Here is a 19,063-nt window from a genome sequence, read left to right as displayed (position 1 = left end):
GATGCCTTCCATTGTAAGAGTCTTTAGGCAACAGCCTGTCTCCTACTTCACTATATGAATAGCTTGTTTACTTTATGTGTTTATTTTACCAGTAAGCCGCAGGATTTACAGCATTTGTTTTTCCTGCATTCCAAGGTCCTTTGTGAAGTTCAAAGTGTAAATGCTGACCAAATGAATGTCCAGTGTTCCCCATGTTGCCTAGGAACTGTCCTTTTGAAACAGAACCGCCTGATACAGCACGGCTGCTCATGTGAGCGTAAACCGTTGTCCATTGCTGCCCACCGATTGAGTGAGAGATGTATACAACATTTCCATATGAATCTGAGTATTCAGAACGAATAACTGTACCATCTGCAGCTGCATAGATCGGAACGGTTCCACCTTGAGCGATGTCGATTCCTTCATGCATACCGCTGCTTCTGTTTCCAAATCCAGAAGAAATTCTTCCAGCAGCAGGTTTGATGATCATACCGTTACCTGAAACAGGTCCCATTAAAGGAGCTGATCCGCCAGAAGAAGATTCACGAGCTGCTTTTTCACGTGCAGCTGCACGTGCTTGTTCAGCACGGAACGCCTCTTCTTGAGATTTTAGAAGTGCACCTTCGTTTTCTATCTTATGTGCTTCAGCATGCAACGAGTCTTCTTCTTTTTTAAGTGAAGCCATCAGACGCGTTTTTTCATCCATTTGAGCTTTCAATTGCTTTTGCAGCACTTGTAACTCTTTCATTGCGTTTTGTAGGTTAACTAGTTTTTTCTCAACGGCTGCCATCTTTTTCTCTAGAAGCTCTTTATCTTTCTTTTGTTCTTCTAAAAGCTGACGATCTTGCTCTGCGATCATGTTCAATGCAAGAACACGGTCAAGAAAATCCCCAAAATCTTTGGAGCCAAGAACAACTTCTAGGTAAGAAACAGCTCCGCCGGATTCATACATAGAGTTAACACGTTCTTTTAAAAGAGCATCGCGCTTATCAATTCGCTTTTGAACAACAGCGATCTCGCCTTTTAACACGTCTATCTCTTCTTTTGTTTCTTTAATATCTGTTTGTTTGGCTTGTACTTTCAGATCTGTTTCAGAAGAAAGCTTATCGATTCTTACTACTTCAGCCTCAATCGCTTCCTGGCTGCTTTTGTTCTTATCCAGCTTAGCTTTTGCAGCCTTTGCTTTCTTTGCATTTTCTTGTTGTTTTTTCTGGATGCTTGATAAAGATTCCGCGTGAACGACGGATTCAGAGTGATACATAGTAAAGGCGCCCAGTGCTAAACTTAGTGAAAGCACTGTACCAACCACTTTCCTTTTCATTCGTTTTCCTCCCTAACCCCAATTAATTGTTTCGTTTTTCTTGGATCTCTTTATTTCTGCTATCTTTACTAAATCTTCAAGAACTTACGAACAGACGTTAAGCTTCCCCAAACGCCGATCACTCCACCAATCAGAATCATCAACAGCGCTAGCTGCGGGATAAGTGGTGTTACTGGCAATAGCTCAATGAACACTGTTCCTAATTTTTGATTAACGATATCAAAAATTGCTTGATAACCAACTGAGATGACAACGATTGGTAGTATAGCACCCGCTACACCTAATGCAAAACCTTCAATGAAGAACGGCCAGCGGATAAATCCATTCGTCGCACCAACGAGTTTCATAATTTCAATCTCGCGTCGTCGTGTTACGATCGTTAATTTTATAGTATTTGAGATAAGGAACATCGCTGTGAATACAAGTCCTAATACGAGGACGATTCCAACGTTGCGGGCAACATCTGTCACTTTAAAGAGCTTTTCGACGGTCCCTTGTCCGTACTCAACTTTGTTTACAAATTTAAATTTCTCAACTTCTTTTGCTACAGCAGCCGTATCTTGCGGCTTTTCTGTGTAGATGATGAACGCATCTCGCAATGGATTTTCATTCTTAAGAGATGAGAAAGCTTCTCCTTCATCTCCTAGACTTTCAATCAGTTCATCAAGACCTTCTTCTTTAGATTGATACTCTACCGTTTTTACCTTACCAAGCTTTTCAAGCTCTTGTTTGTAAGCATCGTATCTTTCCGGCTTTTCCGTTCGTTCGATATACGCTCTGATCTGTACATCGTCTTCAATCTGACTTGCAATAAAGTTAATGTTCAAGAGAATTGCTAAGAACACACTTACTAATAGCAATGTTACCGTTACCGCAGAGATGGAAGCAAAGGACATCCAGCCGTTTCTTCCCATGCTCTTGAATGCTTCAACGAAATGACGCTTTAATGTTCTAATCTTCATAGCCGTAATCCCCCTTCGCCTCATCACGTACAATTCGGCCGCCTTCTATGGCAATTACGCGCTTTGTGATTGTATTTACGATTTCTTTATTATGAGTTGCCATAACAACTGTCGTTCCACGAGCGTTGATCTCTTTGAAGATCTCCATGATCTCCCACGCTGTTTCTGGATCAAGGTTACCTGTCGGCTCATCCGCGATAACAACTGGAGGATGGTTCACGATCGAACGTGCGATAGATACACGTTGCTGCTCTCCACCTGATAGCTCGTCTGGGAACATGCGCGCTTTGTTTTTTAGTTTTACAAGATCAAGAACTTCCATAACACGTTCTCTGATCACTTTTGGCGACTCTTCAATAACTTCAAGTGCAAAAGCTACGTTTTCGTATACCGTTAAACGCGGCAACAGTTTAAAGTCTTGGAAGATAACCCCAATCTTTCTTCGTACTTTAGGAATCTGTCTTTCTTTTACTTTTGCAAGGTTTGTTCCATTAATGATAATTGAACCTTGTGTGGGTTTCTCTTCACGATACATACATTTTATAAACGTGGATTTACCTGCTCCACTTGGTCCGACTACATAAACAAATTCACCTTTTTCTATGTAGACGTCAATCCCGTTAAGTGCCATAACACCGTTCGGGTATGTTTTCCATACATCAACCATTTCTATCAAGCAAAATCACTTCCTTACTACCCCAAAAAATATTTCCCTGATCAATCAACAAGTTCTATATAAAGGTCTTTCGACAAATACGCGATATATGTCAGTTTTTTTCCGCAATAACTATTATAACATCTTGCACTGACAATTTTATTACAGTTGTGTTTCATCTTCCCTCAGACAAGGGACCATGGTCATGTTTTCGAGATTCCGTAGTACTTAAAATACGACACAATTCGCTGAAATCCTTCATATCTCATAAAAACCTGCAGGGAGACTTTTCGACACAGGTGCAATAAAACCGACCATCGCCGTGGGATTTCGGGTCTTTTGACCTGGTATTGCTAGAGTTTTTTCAATGTATAATAGCTAATTCTAGTAAAAAGGGCTCCTCTATGCGAAAAGTACTAGTGAACAAAAGAAAACCAGTCGGGATGAATCCCAACTGGCTGCATTTCTGATTGTTTATCCTCGTTTAAACCCTTCTCCTAATACTTCGTTTGCATTAACTACGATTACGAAAGCATCTGGATCGACACCTTTTACGTATTGTTTTAATTTTGTTACTTCATATTGAGCAACAACGACCATCAACATAGGCCGTTCATCTTGCGTATAACCACCGAAGGCATTGATTTTCGTAACGCCACGATAAATGTGAGTCAGTATGCCTTGGCGAAGCTCATCTTCTTTATCTGAAATGATCAGCGCCATCTTCGTCGTCCCTAGCCCGATCTGTACGACATCGATCGTTTTTGCGGTAATGAACATCGCGATAAGTGCATATAGAGCTTGTTCGATCCCGAAAAATAAGGCGGACGACGTAACGATCGTTCCGTCTATGAGAAGGATGATTGATCCGAGTGAAGCACCCGTATACTTATGGACGATCTGTGCGAGCAGATCAACTCCACCCGTAGAGGCTTTCCCACGGAACACGATCCCAAGACCAGCTCCGATTCCTAGTCCACCGAAAATCGCTCCAAGCAATGGATCTTCAGTCGCTGCTCCCCAGCTTTCAAAAATAAAGACGAAGAACGGAAGCACAACGGTTCCAACAAGTGTTTTCGCGCCGAATCGTCGGCCGAGGAAGAACAATCCCGCAAAGAAGAGCGGAATATTTAAACTCCACTGTACAATAGAAGGTTTCCATTGAAAGAGTCCATATAAAATCGTCGATATCCCGCTCACTCCTCCAGAGGCGATCTGGTTTGGCAGCAGGAATACCGAGAATGCGAGTGCCACAAGTCCTGATCCAATCACAACATATACATATTCTAAAATGAGTTCAACGGTCGGGTGCAAGATCCCGCGTCGTTTTCGCATAGCCATCATCATTGCTGTCTTTAACCCTCAAACTTTCATAAGGAATTTCTTTAAACCGAGAAAAAGTATACCAATCACAGTATGCCCTTGTAAATGAGACCTTAGTGCCGCGGTGATGAGGTGAAGTGTTGTTGATAGCAGTTGTTTTGGTGAGATTCTGTGTGTGGGAGCTAGATGTGGATAGTATGGGCATATGAAAGAGATAGTATTTTGGTTTGTGCATTTGTCGGAATGTGTTGTGGTTTGTCGAACTTCGGATAAAAAATTTTATCCGTGAAATTATTGTTTTTATACGTGAATATAATTGCATTTACCGTGAATATATGGAGGATTACCGTGAAATTAATGATGCATATTTTCATTTTTCTTCATTTTGTACTTTGCATTACTCCACAAAAGCCATCATTATATAGAAAATGTGCAAGAGGTGGTCACTTTTGATAAAAAAACATCGAACACGGCCAATTATCATTGATAAGTTACAGTCACTTTTAAAAAGAGCCCTACTAAATGATACTAAGCATGATGAAATACACCGCGCTTTAAGAAAACATGTATCTGGTTACCGTGGTGAACAGTCACTGGACTATTTTTATCGTTATCTCCCTCAAACTAACCTTATTTTACTTCATGGTCTTAGAATTTCACATGAAGACTACTACTTTCAAATTGACACACTTATGATTACACCGCACTTCTTACTTATTATTGAAAGTAAGAACATTGCAGGACATCTCTATTTTGAAAGTGCGTACGATCCAATGATCCGTACATTAAATGATCAACAAGAAGCTTTCGACAATCCCGTTGAACAAGTAAAAAGACAATCCTATCACTTGATGGCCATTATAAATAACTTCAAAGCCCCCCACCTACCAATCGAATCTCTTGTAGTGATGACTAATCCAAAGGCAATAACAGAATTTTCTCCTGCTTACAAAGAAGCTCGCATGAAAGTAATCAAGAGTTCTGGTTTAGTAGCCAAATTTGAAGAGTTGAGCAATAAGCATCGCAAAGAAATAATCTTACCTAAAGATAGTAAAAAAATTAGTAAAAGCCTGATAAAAATACACACTCCAGATAATCCAGACGTTTGCCGCAAGTATCAAATCAATCCAAATCATTTACTAAGTGGTGTGTTTTGTCCTAGTTGCGAGGCAGAATTTTTACAGCGTCATCGGAGAACATGGTATTGTGCGTCTTGTAAAAACAACTATAACAAGGCACATGAAGCTGCATTAGTAGATTACGCTCTGCTAATCTCCAACACCATTTCCAATAAGTCCTGTAAACAATTTTTGAACCTTACATCAACAAGCCAATCATATCACCTGCTCCAGTCGTTAAACCTCCCCTTCACAGGCAATCGAAAATCCCGCGTCTACCATCTCGAGGATCTCGTTAAAAAAACAACCTCTAAGGAATATGCATCTCCTTAAAGGTTGTTCAGATGTAATCACCGTTATTGCTGGATACCTAGTTCAACTAAGATCGTTTCTAGTGTTTTTCCTTTATATTTCTTTCTAGGTGATGGTGTATCGTCCACATGCTGATTTTGCAGGAGATAGTTTTTCTGTACGAATTTCATATCTTTTGCATCTACCTTTCCGTCAAAGTTAATATCCGCTGCACGTTTTCCGCTTCCCCAAGCATTTTGAATCTCGATAGCATCATGGATATCGATCACGTTATCTTGATTTACATCTCCAGCGGTCACATCGAGCGCGGTAATAAAGCGGCTTTGTCCATATAATTCACCTTTGTGTTCAAAACCAATATACAGATTGTCTTTTGTAAAGAAATGTCCTGGCACTCTCATTTCCACTGTGAATGCTTCTTTTTGAAGGGGAAGCTTGTCGTATTTGTACTGACCGTTGTCAGCGATGCGTGTTGATGGTGCATGTGCGTTACCATCTGCATCGATAATTTGTACAGAGCCTCCTACCTTCGTCCAATCGCGTCTTTCTGTTACTGTTCCATCCTCGTTTTCAAAGCCTTCAGGCGTTACATAGCCGTTTGCAGTAGAGAACTGCGGTTTCACTTTCCAACTTAACTGAGCTTGCAGGACTGTTGATGTTTTAGCGTTGTTATCCGTTACTTTTACAATTGGCGCTACTGCAGCTCGTGTCGCATAGTAGGCATCACTTACTTTTAACGTCACTTCTACCAGTTCGGCGTGATCTAGCGTTTCGCTACCATCATTGAAGCCAACAGTTACGAGACCATCTTTCACGTCAATAGATGCTTTGTCTTTGTAAGCGTCTGTTAATTTAGCATCCACAAGAGAGACCGCGCCAAAGCTACTATTGTTAAAATTCCATTCCGCTTTGGTCAGATCATTTAAGTTATCTAATACTAGTGTGGCTTTTACCATTTCTCCGGTTTTCAATGGCGCATTTTTACTATTCGTATAGGAAACAGGTGTGCCCTCTTTTACAAAATAGTAATTCTTCTGCAGAGCCTGGTTACCTGCCAGATCAAAACCATCCATTCGGAAGTTTAATGCAGGTACATTTTCGTTCATCGCAATCTCTTCAACAAACTTACCTTCTTTGTCCATTTTTATCGCTGATGATGGGAACGGTGTGTTCCAATAATAGATCATCGAGTTTGATGATTGATCTACGTTCAAGCCAACCTTCTTCATCTCATCTACTAAAGGATCGTTAATTTTGATGTCAAATGGATACGTCGCTTGACCCGGCTTGTATTCTAAGAACGGTGAATCGCCGTCAAGTGAGCTTTCAAACGTTGGTTCATCAATATCGATGAACATATGGCGGTAATCGGTTAGCTGTTTACCAGTGGCTGTTGTTGAAATAAACTTCAGTTTATAGTAACCGGCTGGTGCATAAGAGATCTCCGAATCAACTGGATTTGTTTTATCACCGGTAAATTTATTGTACATACCACTAAAAGCGTTTAACACGAAATAGCTTTGGTTTTCGTTACGACCCTCTAAATTCATGGTTCCGATCACGCCCAGATCTTTCCCTGATTTTCCGTCCTGAAGAACGACTTCCATCTTTTCCATCGGAGACTTAAAGTTAAATTCCATCGGCGTATAAATCGCGCGGTAACCAAAGAATCCACCTGTATTCAAATAGTTCGGCGCGATTACCGGAGATGAAAGCTCTAGTTTGTTGTAGCCCTCCTCCGTTATACGAACACTGAATGGAATTCTGTAGTGTTCAGCTGCTTTCGATTGATTCGTCAGCGTGATGTACCCTTCGTAAATGCCCTCTTTTGCTTTCTTAGGAATATTGATACCTGCTGACACCTTTTTAAAATCGTCACCGGCAATCTTGATTTCGTCCGGAATTGAGATCTCGATTCCGTTCTTCTTCAAGCTTGGCGATCCCTTTGTTTCTTCAACTTCCACTTTGAACGTCTTCTTCACTTTTTCATTGTTCTCAACCGTAATGGATTTTTTTAGTGACAGCTTTTTACCTGCATAATGACTTCCGTACGCGATTCCACCTGTCCGTTCTTTAATTTTCACTAGATTTGTAGAACTAGGAATCAACGTTTCATCGTTCACTTGAAAACTTGTTCCACTGTACACAGCTTGATATGGATCAACACGTCCGGCCCCAACTTCAAATACGGAGTAGTCTCCGTTAAGTGGATCAGCTGTGTTCATTAATATGGTTTTAACATCCTCAGGCTCTAAGTTAGGATTAGCATCGAGCATGAGCGCTGCGATACCTGCTGTATGCGGAGCAGCCATAGATGTTCCGGAATACCGGGAATATGCGTAATCATAGTTTTCTTGAGTAGCTGGATTCACCATGTATGACGGAACCGTTGAAAGAACGGCAACACCAGGTGCTGTAATTTCTGGTTTCATGTCGTACGTCTGTCTCGCTGGACCTCTCGAACTGAAAGCGGCTAAGCGATCGCCTTCTGTTTGAAGTTCATCATACTTTCCAAACGTAAAACTGGATTTACCTGCAGCGATTTGAGACTTAATCTTTTCACCCGCTGCTTTTGTTAAGGAGAATGATGGAATAAATGTTGTCGACTCACCAAGATTCGCCTCGATAACTCCGTCCACGTTGTTATATAGAAGAACTGCGACCGCACCGTTTTGTTTGGCGAGTGTCACTTTTTCGTTCAGTGTCGTTTCACCGCGAGCGATGAGAGCAATCTTTCCATTTAGATCTTTACCTGTGTAATCAGTAGCCTTACCTAGACCCACATCAACAAGATCGTACGACTTACCTGACAGTTCGTTCAATACATCAGCATAATGACGAGCGAGTCCAGTGAGTTGAAGTCCACTCTCACTCCCCACTGATCCTGTAAAAGAAGCGACCGTCATTGGTACGTCACTCGCTCCGATCGTAAGCGCTAATGCAGCAGCACCAGGAGAACCTAGTGTGTATGCGTTCGGACCCGCATTTCCTGCAGATACGACAGCCGTTACATCATTTAGAACCGCATAGTTGATCGCAGTACTCGTCGGATAATACGGAGCGTTGATACCGGCACCTAACGAAAGGTTGATCACATCCATCCCGTCTTTAACAGCTTTCTCGATCCCCGCGATAATGCCTTCAGAAGAGCCTGTCCCGTAAGGTCCTAACACACGATACGCATAGATATCAGCATCTGGCGCTACACCTTGAACGGATACATTCGGGTTTTTGCCTTGACCAGCGATCGTACCAGCAACATGTGTCCCATGCGAAGTGTAATATGCGTTGCCGTTAAACTCTGGTTTTTTAGAATCTTGCCAGTTTTTATACGTCGTTTCCATCGGATCGCTGTCGTTATCGACAAAATCGTATCCGCCTTTATACACTTCTTTTAAGTCCGGGTGGTTGTAGTCGATCCCTGTGTCTAAGATCCCTACCTTCACACCCTCACCAGTGATGCCCTCGTTATGTAGCTGATCAATCTTCAAGTAAGGAATGCTCTCTACAGATGTTCCAGCACTGTTGCTGTTCAGGGCTTTTTCTTCTCCCATCGCGATTGGATCTACTTTAAACGTTACATCTTTATAAACTGCTTTTACGGCTTCTGATTGTAGGAGTGCTTCTACCTGATTGGCAGGCAGTTTCATCGCCACACCGTTATATACGGTTTTGTATGTGGATGTAATTCTGTGTGTCGATTTTTTAGTCATAGGAGCGTTCGAAGGAATCAGCTTCTCAACATCCTTCTTAAATTGAGCATGCTCTTGATCTACTTTGCTGTCAGCTTGTTGACGTGAGATCTTTTTCCCTTTTAACTGAGCATCTAACACTGCAGCTTGTCCAGGCTTTGATTGAAATTGAACGATAACGGAGATCTCTTTTTCGCTCTGCAGTTCTTCTTTCTTAAAGCCTTGAAGACCTTCAACATCTGTTAGTTCGAGCTGTTTTAAAGCTTCTCTTTGTTTAGCGGTAAGTGATGCTAGAATATCCTCGGCTTTAAAAGGAGCCGCACTTGTTTTTGGCGTAAACACTGATGTGTTTGGAGATAGCAGTAATCCAGCGGCTAAGGTAAGGGCAGTAGACTTTTTAATAAAAGATATCTTTTTCATCGTTTCCCTGCTTTCTTTGGTATTAATGATTTGCAAGCCATTATTTATATATGAAACTCTCAGATGTTAAAATTTTCCTATAAAAAACAATAAAAGTTGTGTCCTCCTTTCTATTTTTTTGAATTTTTCTTAGATTCAAATGTAATTGTAATAGCAATAACCCCTTGCCGCTATCGGGGTTTTCCACATGACTCCATACCTAATTCAACTTAGAACTTAATAGATTTTCGTTTGAAAACGAGGTCAGAAATAGGGAAATAGACTTAAAAATCGTCTAACTGATTTGGGGTTTTCTTTAGTAGAATAGAAAAAGTAGAGAATTTCTTAATAGAGATAGGGGGTCATCTCATGCTAGAAGGAAAAATCATTAAATTCTACCGAGAGCTTAGAAATATGACACAAAAAGAGCTCGGAGACGGAATTTGTTCAGGTACACATGTGAGCAAGATCGAACGAGGTCTGACTGAGGTTTCCGATGAAACGATTCATTTTTTAGCGAATCGATTACAGATCGATATTCAGAATGAGATGAATTTATACAGAAACGTGGAACTTCTCTTAAGAAAGTGGGAAGAAGCAATCATCATGAAGCTAGATGTCAAAACAGAAACCATCAAAAAGCAACTCGAACAGATTCCTTTGTTGCAGATTCCAGATTTTTATCGCACCCACACCCTTTTGTTAACACGTTATTACATACTTACCGAACAAAGAAAAAAGACAGAAACCCTTCTTCAAGAGATGGAAAAGTGGACTGAACTCTCACATCGTGAACAGAGTATGCTTCTGCATATTAAAGGAATCTACGGACTTCAAATGAAACATGATTACTACGAAGCGATCGATCTCTTGAAACAGGTAGACCCTACCTACTACAACAACCCGGAATATTATTATCATATGGCTGTCGCGTATCACTCTACCAATTCCCGCGTTCTGTCATACTATTACGCTAGTAAAGCACTTAGCTATTTTGAAAAATCGCACTGCTATGTAAGGGTGATTGAAACTGAGATGCTGATGCTAATTCAAATCGAACAAGAGCCAACAAGTGGACCTCAAAATGAGAAATATCAAGAACTCATCGAAATGTGTGAGAATTTTGGCTTGGAGAAACAAAAAGCGCTTCTTCTGCACAACTTCGGCTATCATTCGATTCTTCATGGATATTTTGAAGATGCGTGCCGGCACTACAAAGCATCGATGCACCTAAAAGATCCTAGCACTTCAAACTACTTAGGGTCTCTTGAAGGATACGTAAACGCAGCTACTCTTCTTGGAAAAGAATCTGTGACAACCATTCTTCAACTCGCACAAAAAGGATTGAAAACAGCGCAAGAAACTGGCAGCACGACATTTGTTCACTTCTTTCAGATGCATATCTATCGATTAAAAAAACAAGACGATCTTTATTTTAATTATCTTGAAACAGAATTGTATCCACATTTAAAAAAGCTAGGCTATGTATTACCCGCTGAGCACTATGAGATCAAGCTGTTTGACTTTTATAACCGAAACGAAAATTTAGAAAAAGCAAATATGTACGCAAAATACATAGCGGACAAAAACCGCCGTTCGAATCAGTTTGTTTGATAAAGAAAGGAAGCCGACATTGGCTTCCTTTTCAAATTACTTATGAAGGACGTTTCATCTGCACGACCTTATTTTCTTCTTCCATGGCGAGCTGTTCTTTCGCGAGCTTCTTCTTATAGACCACGCGTGACAGCATGATGCTGATCTCATAAAGGACAAGCAGTGGGATGACGACTAGAAAATCTGATACTAAATCTGGCGGTGTGATCAAGACGGCAACGACAACAAGTCCGAAATACGAGACTTTTCTAGCTTTTGTTAAGACGTTTGGATTTAAGATACCAAGCGAAGTTAGGAACATCACCACTAACGGAATCTCAAACAAAAAGCCGAACGGAAGCGTTAGATTCATCATGAACTTAAAGTATTTTTCTGAGGTGAAGAATGTTTGGAAATGCCCTTCCGATAGACCTAGCAGGAAATTAAGAACCATTGGGTACACGATAAAATAACCGAACGCTAAACCGAGTACGAATAAGAAGAATAGTGCCGGAATATAGGACAGCGTTACCTTCTGCTCTCTGTTACTCAATGCCGGTTTGATGAACATCCACGTCTGATGCGCGGCAACCGGAATGGTGAACGCGATCGCGATGACACCGGATATCATAAAATACACCCATAAGATCTCGCTTGGTCCAAGAACGGCAAGCTGCTGATCAAGATCTCGAATCAGCCAGTCATAAATCGGCTGAACGTAGAAAAATGAAACAGAAAGAACGGTTATGAATACCGCGAGCGTGATAATAATGCGTTTTCTAAGCTCACCAAGGTGTTCAACGAAAAACATCTCTTCAGCTTTCATCCTACACAGCCTCCTTTCTTTAAATAGCGGTTCATTTTTAATTTGTTGTTAATTTGTTGTGCCGTGTTTGGACTCTAGATTCATGTGTATTGAAGTTCAATCCAGAAGTTTGAGCCTTCAATCCACGAGTTTAAGCTTTCAATCCACGAGTTTAAGCTTTCAATCCACGAGTTTAGGCTTTCAATCCACAAGTTTTGACTCTCAATCCACAAATTTCAGCTTCCAATCCACGAGTTTAAAATCGCAACAGGTATAAAGAAAAAAGATGCGGCCTTTAACCGCGCCCGCATCTTCCACTTTTCATTATTTAGACTGCGGCTTTTCTTCTTTTTCATCCGAAGACATGAGGTCTTTTGCTGAGTGCTTGAATTCGCGAAGCGTGCTTCCGAATGCTCGTCCGATTTCTGGCAGCTTAGAAGGTCCGAAAATGATAAGCGCAATGATTAAGATCAAGATCAATCCTGGTACTCCGATGTTTGTGAAACCCATGTAGATTGCCTCCTCAAATTTTGGTAATCAATCGTTTTATTCCGTGCTAACGAGAAATTAGAATCTGAAACCAGTAATGGCTACAACAGATGGACGCGGTGTGTTGCCTCCACGAACTTGCGGCCATGTGCTGGTAGGATTAGCTTTATCTTCCGTTTCCTCACCAGGGTGCTGAACACTTAGGAACAGTGTTTTTTCGTTCGGTGTAAAAGATGGTCCTGTTAACTCTGCTTCTTTTGGAGCAGATGCAAACTGGAACGCCTCTCCTTTTTCACGACCGATCGTAGGAATCATGAACATGCCGTTGTTACCAAAGCTTGTCCACGCACCAGAATTCAGCTTACTTGATGAAATATCTGTCACCGTCCATAGGTTTGCATTTGAATCAAACGTTAGGTTGTCAGGCGCACTGAATCCACTTTGACGACCGCCTGCTGCAAAGATCTCAAACTCAAAGCTCTCCGCACCATGATCTTCGTCTTTTTCAAAAAAGCGTGTGATATGGCCATGAATGTTACCGTGCTTGTCGTTGTTCGTGTGTGCGATGAATACTGTCCCATCCAGTGGTGAAATCTCCACATCTTCCGGGCGGTCTGTCGGTGTCGCGCCTAGAAGGATGGCCGCATCATGTGCGTTAACCACTACATCACCTTGTGTTTTGAACTTTTCTAAAAGGTCAGCTTTCCCTGCTGCTTTTTCACGAACAGCTTCGATCGTTAATGGAAGCCATTGTCCGTTTGCAAGATCTGCTGCGTAAAGTGTTCCTTCTTCTAGAAGCTTGCTGTTGTCTTTGCCTTTTGCAGCGGCATATTTGCCTTTACTCACAAACTTGTACACACATGCATCCTTTTTGTCATCTCCCATATAAACCACGACTCGTCCATCGTTCGAGATTCCAACGCTAGCATTTTCATGGTTGAAGCGTCCAAGAGCTGTGTGCTTTCTGACTTTGAAGTTCGGATTAAAAGGATCGACTTCAATTACCCATCCATAATGCGTTTGATCTAGATTAGCTGCTTTTGACGTATCCTCAAAGTTTTCTTCACAAGATAAAACCGTGTTCCATGGTGTACGTCCTCCAGAACAGTTCGCAAACGTTCCTTGTGCCTTTGTTGCACCATTTACAGCTGCCGTACCTTTCGCTGGCCCAGTTAGTGCGAATGGTGTGAGTCCTGTTACTCGTCGAGCGTATATCGAATTTTTATCCATTACCCACTTGCCGTTCTTCACTTTCACTTCAATAATAGAACCGCCTTGATTGTAGAGCATCTTTTCGATCTGAGCAGAAGTATATTTATCGTTTACTTTTTCACCTTCCACATATAATGGGTTCGTGTATTCATGGTTTACCCAAAGCAAGCCATGTTCACTTGATTTGTCGATCGGAAAGTACATCGTAAAATCATTATTGAATCCAAACGTGTCACCATTTTTATTAATTACATCACCATAAGATGCAATCACTTCATATTTATATCCTTTTGGCAAAACAAGATCATCTTTGTCCGTTGGTGCGATCGGGTGAAACTTAAACCCTTTTTTACGAGGTTTCATGCGCATCAAGCTGTCTGATTGAGCGTTAGCTGTGTCTGATAAAGCGCCTAATCCTGTCGTAGCTGCAGCAAGTGCCGTTGCGCCTGTACCCAAATATGTTAAAAAGGTTCTTCTATCCAATGGCTTCTTTTCCATGTCATTTCCCCCTAGACCCATAAAATTGATGTTGCACCTATAAGAATACTGTCGAAATATTAAGCCACTATGTAGAGGATTTAAACAAACGTTTAAGATTTTTTTGTTTTTTATAAAGTTACGATGCTTGCCGACATAAAATGAACAACCTTAACGGTAGGAGTACGATACAAAAAGGATTTGATTATTAGCTCATCAAACCTTTTATGACATGAAGATTTCTGCTGTAGAAAATATAAGTTGGGAAAATAGGGGAAATTCCTTTATACTAAAGAAGACACACGTCCATGTTTTTTCCCAATATACATTCCATCTTAGATAGGTATAATTAACTAGAGAGCTTTATTAGGAGTGAAGCCATGCAGATAGAAGTGGGGAGTTTCGTCATTTATAACGGCCAGGAGTATCAAGTCGTTTGGATTTATGACAATGGAAACGTTGAGATTGTAACAGACGGACAACATAGAAAGATCGAACTCGTACAAGAGGGAGATCTCACACACATACGATAAAAAAACTTCCGGAATCAATTAGCCCGGAAGTTTTGTTTTTGTTTCTTTATTTTATTTTATTGTTAGCTTGTTATTTGAAGCTTGCTTGTAACTTAATGTTTTTGGTTTAACACCCTCGACAAGTTGAACGGAGCGGAGGGTGTGAGACTCCTGCGGGACGAGTGGGCAGGTGGAGATCCTTAAAGGCGCAAAGCGGCAAGGGGCTCACCGGTCGCCCCGCGGAAAGCGAAGCACCCAGAGCGCAGATCAACCTCTCTCAAAAACCTCGAAGCAAAAACAATTTAGTTTTTTACAACTTAGACCTTAAATAAGAATCAATAAACGGCGTGATCTCGCCATCCATAACAGATTGCACATTACCAACCTCTGTATTCGTCCTGTGATCCTTCACAAGACTATAAGGATGGAAAACATAAGAACGAATCTGACTCCCCCACCCGATCTCCTTCTGCTCACCACGAATCTCATTCAACTGTGCCTGCTGCTCTTCCAAACGACGCTGCACCAATTTCGCCATCATCATCTTCATCGCACGCTCACGGTTCTTGATCTGTGAACGCTCCGTTTGACACGAAACGACCGTGTTCGTTGGGATATGTGTCATACGAACAGCAGAGTCAGTCGTGTTAACGTGCTGACCACCTGCTCCAGACGCACGGTACGTATCAATCTTAAGATCTTCTGTACGAATCTCGATCTCAGTATCATCTGTGATCTCGGGCATCACTTCACACGAAACGAATGACGTGTGACGGCGGCCTGATGAATCAAACGGTGAAATACGTACGAGGCGGTGAACCCCTTTTTCAGCCTTCAAATAACCATACGCATTATGTCCTTTAATGCTAAGTGTTACGGATTTAACTCCAGCTTCATCACCTGGTAAGTAATCGAGCGTTTCTACTTTATAGCCTTGACGCTCCGCATAACGCGTGTACATACGAAGCAGCATCGACGCCCAGTCTTGAGACTCTGTACCACCCGCACCTGGGTGAAGTTCTAAGATCGCGTTGTTTTTATCATACGGTTCGTTCAATAAAAGCTGAAGCTCAAAATCATTCAGCTTCGTGATCAAGGTTTTTAAATCTTTTACAAGTTCTTTCTGAAGATCTTCATCCGCTTCTTCTTTTACAAGTTCGTGCGCGATCTCTAGATCTTCATAAGCTGAAGCAAGTTCTTCAAACTCGTTCACTTGTTCTTTTAATCCGTTCGCTTCATTAATTACGACTTGTGCTGCGTTTTGATCATCCCAAAACGTTGGTGCACTCATCTCTTCATCTAGTTCTGCGATACGCGCTTTCTTTGTATCGAGGTCAAAGAGACCCCCTAAAGTCGTTGATACGTTTTTCAATCACGTTTAATTCCTGTTTTACTTCTACTAAATCCATAGTTTGCACCTCATCTTATAGTTGTTCCATCTTTAAAATATGCGAACGCTGCTAAAGTTAATCCTTTTTCACATCTGATTACAAGCGCAAAGAGAGCCTATAAAAAGACTCTCTTCCCTCACGCAACTTTCTATTCTTGTTCAGCTCCGTGACATTGCTTGTATTTCTTTCCGCTTCCGCATGGACAAGGATCATTACGTTTGATGTCTTGTGCTTTACGAACCGGTTTCTTCTTTTTTGCTGTATCTTGTTTATCGCTCGGAACAACAGCTTTACCTTCAGCTACTTGTTCACGCTGCATGTTTTGCTCGATCTGCGATTTTAAGATGTATGTCGTAACTTCCTCTTCGATCGCCGCAACCATCGCCTCAAACATCTCGAAGCCTTCGAACTGGTATTCACGCAACGGATCGTTCTGACCGTAAGCTCGAAGATGGATTCCTTGACGAAGCTGTTCCATCTGATCGATGTGATCCATCCATTTGCTATCAACAGAACGTAGGATTACTGCTTTTTCGAACTCAGCGATCTGTTCAGCAGGAAGCTGTGTTTCTTTTTCAGCAAACGCCGCGTGTACTTTCGCTTGAATCTTCTCAATGATCTCTTCACGGTCTAGACCGAATAGATCCTTTTCTGTGAACGTCGGCTCTGTGAACATGACCGCATTTACATAATCCGCGATTTCTTTCGTGTTCCACTCTTCTTGAACTTCCGCTTCTGGTGTATGAACCGTAACAATTCGCTCAAGTGTAGAATCGATCATGCGAAGAACGATATCACTTAAGTTCTCAGCATCTAGCACTTCTTGACGCTGTGCATAGATGATCTCACGCTGTTGACGCATAACATCGTCATATTGCAGAAGCTGTTTACGAGCATCAAAGTTCGATCCCTCTACACGTTTTTGTGCAGATTCAACAGCTTTCGTAACCATTTTAGACTCGATCGGCGTCTCTTCATCCATGCCAAGACGCTCCATCATCGTCATCAAGTTGTCAGAACCGAATCGACGCATCAATTCATCTTCCATCGAGATGTAGAAACGGGACGAACCTGGATCTCCTTGACGACCCGCACGACCACGCAACTGATTATCGATACGGCGTGATTCGTGACGCTCTGTACCAAGGATGTGCAGTCCGCCAACATCAAGAACTCCTTCACCAAGCTTGATATCTGTACCACGACCGGCCATGTTCGTTGCGATCGTTACCATGCCAAGCTGACCGGCATTTTCGATGATCTCCGCTTCACGCTCATGGTTTTTCGCGTTCAACACGTTATGCTTGATCTTACGCTTCGTTAAAAGCTGTGAAAGTAATTCAGATGTTTCAACGGCAACCGTACCAACAAGAATCGGCTGTCCTGTTTTATGACGCTCTTCGATTTCAGCCGCAATCGCTTTGAACTTGCCTTGCATCGTTTTATAAATAAGATCTGCTCTGTCATCACGCGCGATCGGACGGTTCGTCGGAATACAGATAACATCCATGTTGTAGATGTTGCGGAATTCCTCTTCTTCCGTTTTCGCTGTACCTGTCATACCAGCAAGCTTATTGTACATACGGAAGTAGTTTTGGAACGTAATTGTCGCAAGTGTCATGCTCTCACGCTGAATCTCCAAACCTTCCTTCGCTTCAATCGCTTGGTGAAGACCATCACTGTAACGGCGACCAGCCATCAAACGTCCAGTGAACGGGTCAACGATCACAATCTCGCCATCTTGAACGACGTAATCCACATCACGCTGCATGATGATGTTCGCTTTTAACGCTTGGTTAATGTGGTGATTCAATGTTACGTGCTGATAATCATATAAGTTATCGATCGAGAACATCTGCTCCGCTCGGTTGATACCTTCTTCAGAAAGCTGAACGTTCTTCGTCTTTTCATCTACTGTGTAGTCTGTTTCTTTTTTCAGCTGACGCACGAACATGTTCGCCATCTGATAAAGCTGAGTTGATTTTTGGGCGGAACCTGAAATGATCAACGGTGTACGCGCTTCGTCAATTAAAATCGAGTCAACCTCATCGACGATCGCATAGTTACGGCGCTGAACCATCTGTTCTTTATAAACCACCATGTTGTCACGCAGATAATCGAAGCCGAACTCATTGTTCGTACCATAAGTGATGTCAGCTGCGTACGCATCACGCTTCTCTTCTTTCGAAAGGTCAGATACGTTCAACCCAACACTTAAACCTAAGAAATTGTATAGCGGCGCCATGATCTCAGAGTCACGACGAGCCAAATATTCATTGACTGTAACAACGTGAGTACCTTTGCCATCTAGTGCGTTCAAATAAATAGGCATTGTCGCAACTAGTGTTTTACCTTCACCGGTTTTCATTTCTGCAATGTTACCTTCATGAAGCGCAACCGCACCCATAATCTGTACAGGATAGTGACGCATGTTCAATACACGAGCTGATGCTTCACGCACAGTCGCAAACGCTTCAGGGAGAAGGTCATCCAGAGATTCCCCTTTTTCGATACGGCTCTTGAACTCAGCCGTTTTGTTCGCCAAAGCTTCATCATTTAAAGCCTTAAACTCTTCAGCTAACGTTTCCACTTTTTCCGCAACTCTTTCGTATCTATTCAACGTTCGGTCATTGGAACTTGGAAAAATCTTTTTCAAAATGCTAATCATCCGAATAACGCTCCCTGTTCTCGAAAATTATATACCACTTCTATTCTACCAGTTTGTGAAACGAGCCACAAGAAATCCCAAATCTTTTCATCGGAATTGTAGCATTCATCGTAAAGAAACTTCCTATATATGTGAAAAATTTGATACTTTCATAG

13 protein-coding genes are annotated in these 19,063 nt (G+C 41.8%); 3 read left to right on the top strand and 10 right to left on the bottom strand.

Annotated features, from left to right (window positions below):
* Positions 1 to 85 precede the first annotated feature (85 nt).
* The 4 genes from IHV10_RS10965 to IHV10_RS10950 form a co-directional block, all read right to left on the bottom strand.
* Entirely contained in the window at positions 86 to 1,300 is a 1,215-nt protein-coding gene (locus IHV10_RS10965; RefSeq protein ID WP_197129032.1) for a murein hydrolase activator EnvC family protein, read from the bottom strand.
* A 68-nt stretch (positions 1,301 to 1,368) separates the two neighbouring features.
* Entirely contained in the window at positions 1,369 to 2,262 is an 894-nt protein-coding gene (gene ftsX / locus IHV10_RS10960; RefSeq protein ID WP_197129030.1) for a permease-like cell division protein FtsX, read from the bottom strand.
* Positions 2,252 to 2,938, bottom strand: a complete 687-nt coding sequence (ftsE, locus tag IHV10_RS10955; RefSeq protein WP_137791963.1) for a cell division ATP-binding protein FtsE — start codon at positions 2,936 to 2,938, stop codon at positions 2,252 to 2,254. Before ftsE ends, ftsX begins: the two co-directional genes overlap by 11 nt.
* A gap of 453 nt (positions 2,939 to 3,391) precedes the next feature.
* On the bottom strand, positions 3,392 to 4,252 hold the full coding sequence (locus IHV10_RS10950) for a YitT family protein (protein WP_144697907.1): 861 nt from the start codon (positions 4,250 to 4,252) through the stop codon (positions 3,392 to 3,394).
* 437 nt (positions 4,253 to 4,689) lie between these two features.
* On the opposite strand from IHV10_RS10950, the gene IHV10_RS10945 reads away from it, so the two are divergent.
* A complete protein-coding gene (locus IHV10_RS10945) occupies positions 4,690 to 5,691 on the top strand; it encodes a nuclease-related domain-containing protein (protein WP_197129027.1) in 1,002 nt (333 codons plus the stop codon).
* 23 nt (positions 5,692 to 5,714) lie between these two features.
* Here IHV10_RS10945 and IHV10_RS10940 read toward each other — a convergent pair whose 3' ends face one another.
* A complete protein-coding gene (locus tag IHV10_RS10940; protein ID WP_197129024.1) occupies positions 5,715 to 9,782 on the bottom strand; it encodes a S8 family serine peptidase in 4,068 nt (1,355 codons plus the stop codon).
* Between the two features lie 348 nt (positions 9,783 to 10,130).
* On the opposite strand from IHV10_RS10940, the gene IHV10_RS10935 reads away from it, so the two are divergent.
* On the top strand, positions 10,131 to 11,375 hold the full coding sequence (locus tag IHV10_RS10935) for a helix-turn-helix domain-containing protein (protein WP_197129021.1): 1,245 nt from the start codon (positions 10,131 to 10,133) through the stop codon (positions 11,373 to 11,375).
* Between the two features lie 40 nt (positions 11,376 to 11,415).
* Here IHV10_RS10935 and tatC read toward each other — a convergent pair whose 3' ends face one another.
* From tatC to IHV10_RS10920, 3 genes are all read right to left on the bottom strand, one after another.
* On the bottom strand, positions 11,416 to 12,180 hold the full coding sequence (gene tatC, locus IHV10_RS10930) for a twin-arginine translocase subunit TatC (RefSeq protein WP_197129017.1): 765 nt from the start codon (positions 12,178 to 12,180) through the stop codon (positions 11,416 to 11,418).
* 303 nt (positions 12,181 to 12,483) lie between these two features.
* A complete protein-coding gene (gene tatA / locus IHV10_RS10925; protein WP_197129014.1) occupies positions 12,484 to 12,669 on the bottom strand; it encodes a twin-arginine translocase TatA/TatE family subunit in 186 nt (61 codons plus the stop codon).
* A 57-nt stretch (positions 12,670 to 12,726) separates the two neighbouring features.
* Positions 12,727 to 14,358, bottom strand: coding sequence for a PhoX family protein (locus IHV10_RS10920; RefSeq protein ID WP_197129011.1), 1,632 nt, complete (start codon positions 14,356 to 14,358; stop codon positions 12,727 to 12,729).
* Positions 14,359 to 14,717: 359 nt separating this feature from the next.
* On the opposite strand from IHV10_RS10920, the gene IHV10_RS10915 reads away from it, so the two are divergent.
* Positions 14,718 to 14,870 carry a hypothetical protein gene (locus IHV10_RS10915; RefSeq protein ID WP_197129008.1) on the top strand — a complete coding sequence of 51 codons (153 nt, stop codon included), beginning with the start codon at positions 14,718 to 14,720 and terminating at the stop codon, positions 14,868 to 14,870.
* Positions 14,871 to 15,159: 289 nt separating this feature from the next.
* Here IHV10_RS10915 and prfB read toward each other — a convergent pair.
* Together prfB and secA are read right to left on the bottom strand one after the other, a co-directional pair.
* Positions 15,160 to 16,258, bottom strand: a protein-coding gene (gene prfB, locus IHV10_RS10910; protein ID WP_225218695.1) for a peptide chain release factor 2 whose coding sequence is annotated in 2 segments (ribosomal slippage) — positions 15,160 to 16,194 and positions 16,196 to 16,258 — 1,098 coding nt in all. Because the reading frame shifts where the segments join, the coding sequence is not laid out codon by codon here.
* A 130-nt stretch (positions 16,259 to 16,388) separates the two neighbouring features.
* Positions 16,389 to 18,908 carry a preprotein translocase subunit SecA gene (gene secA / locus IHV10_RS10905; protein ID WP_197129004.1) on the bottom strand — a complete coding sequence of 840 codons (2,520 nt, stop codon included), beginning with the start codon at positions 18,906 to 18,908 and terminating at the stop codon, positions 16,389 to 16,391.
* Positions 18,909 to 19,063: the final 155 nt, after the last annotated feature.

It is taken from the genome of Fictibacillus sp. 5RED26, assembly GCF_015903895.1.
Classification (GTDB): Bacteria; Bacillota; Bacilli; order Bacillales; family Fictibacillaceae; genus Fictibacillus; species Fictibacillus phosphorivorans.
The sequence above is the reverse complement of the archived record's forward strand: the minus strand, read 5'-3'. Positions and strand labels throughout refer to the sequence as shown.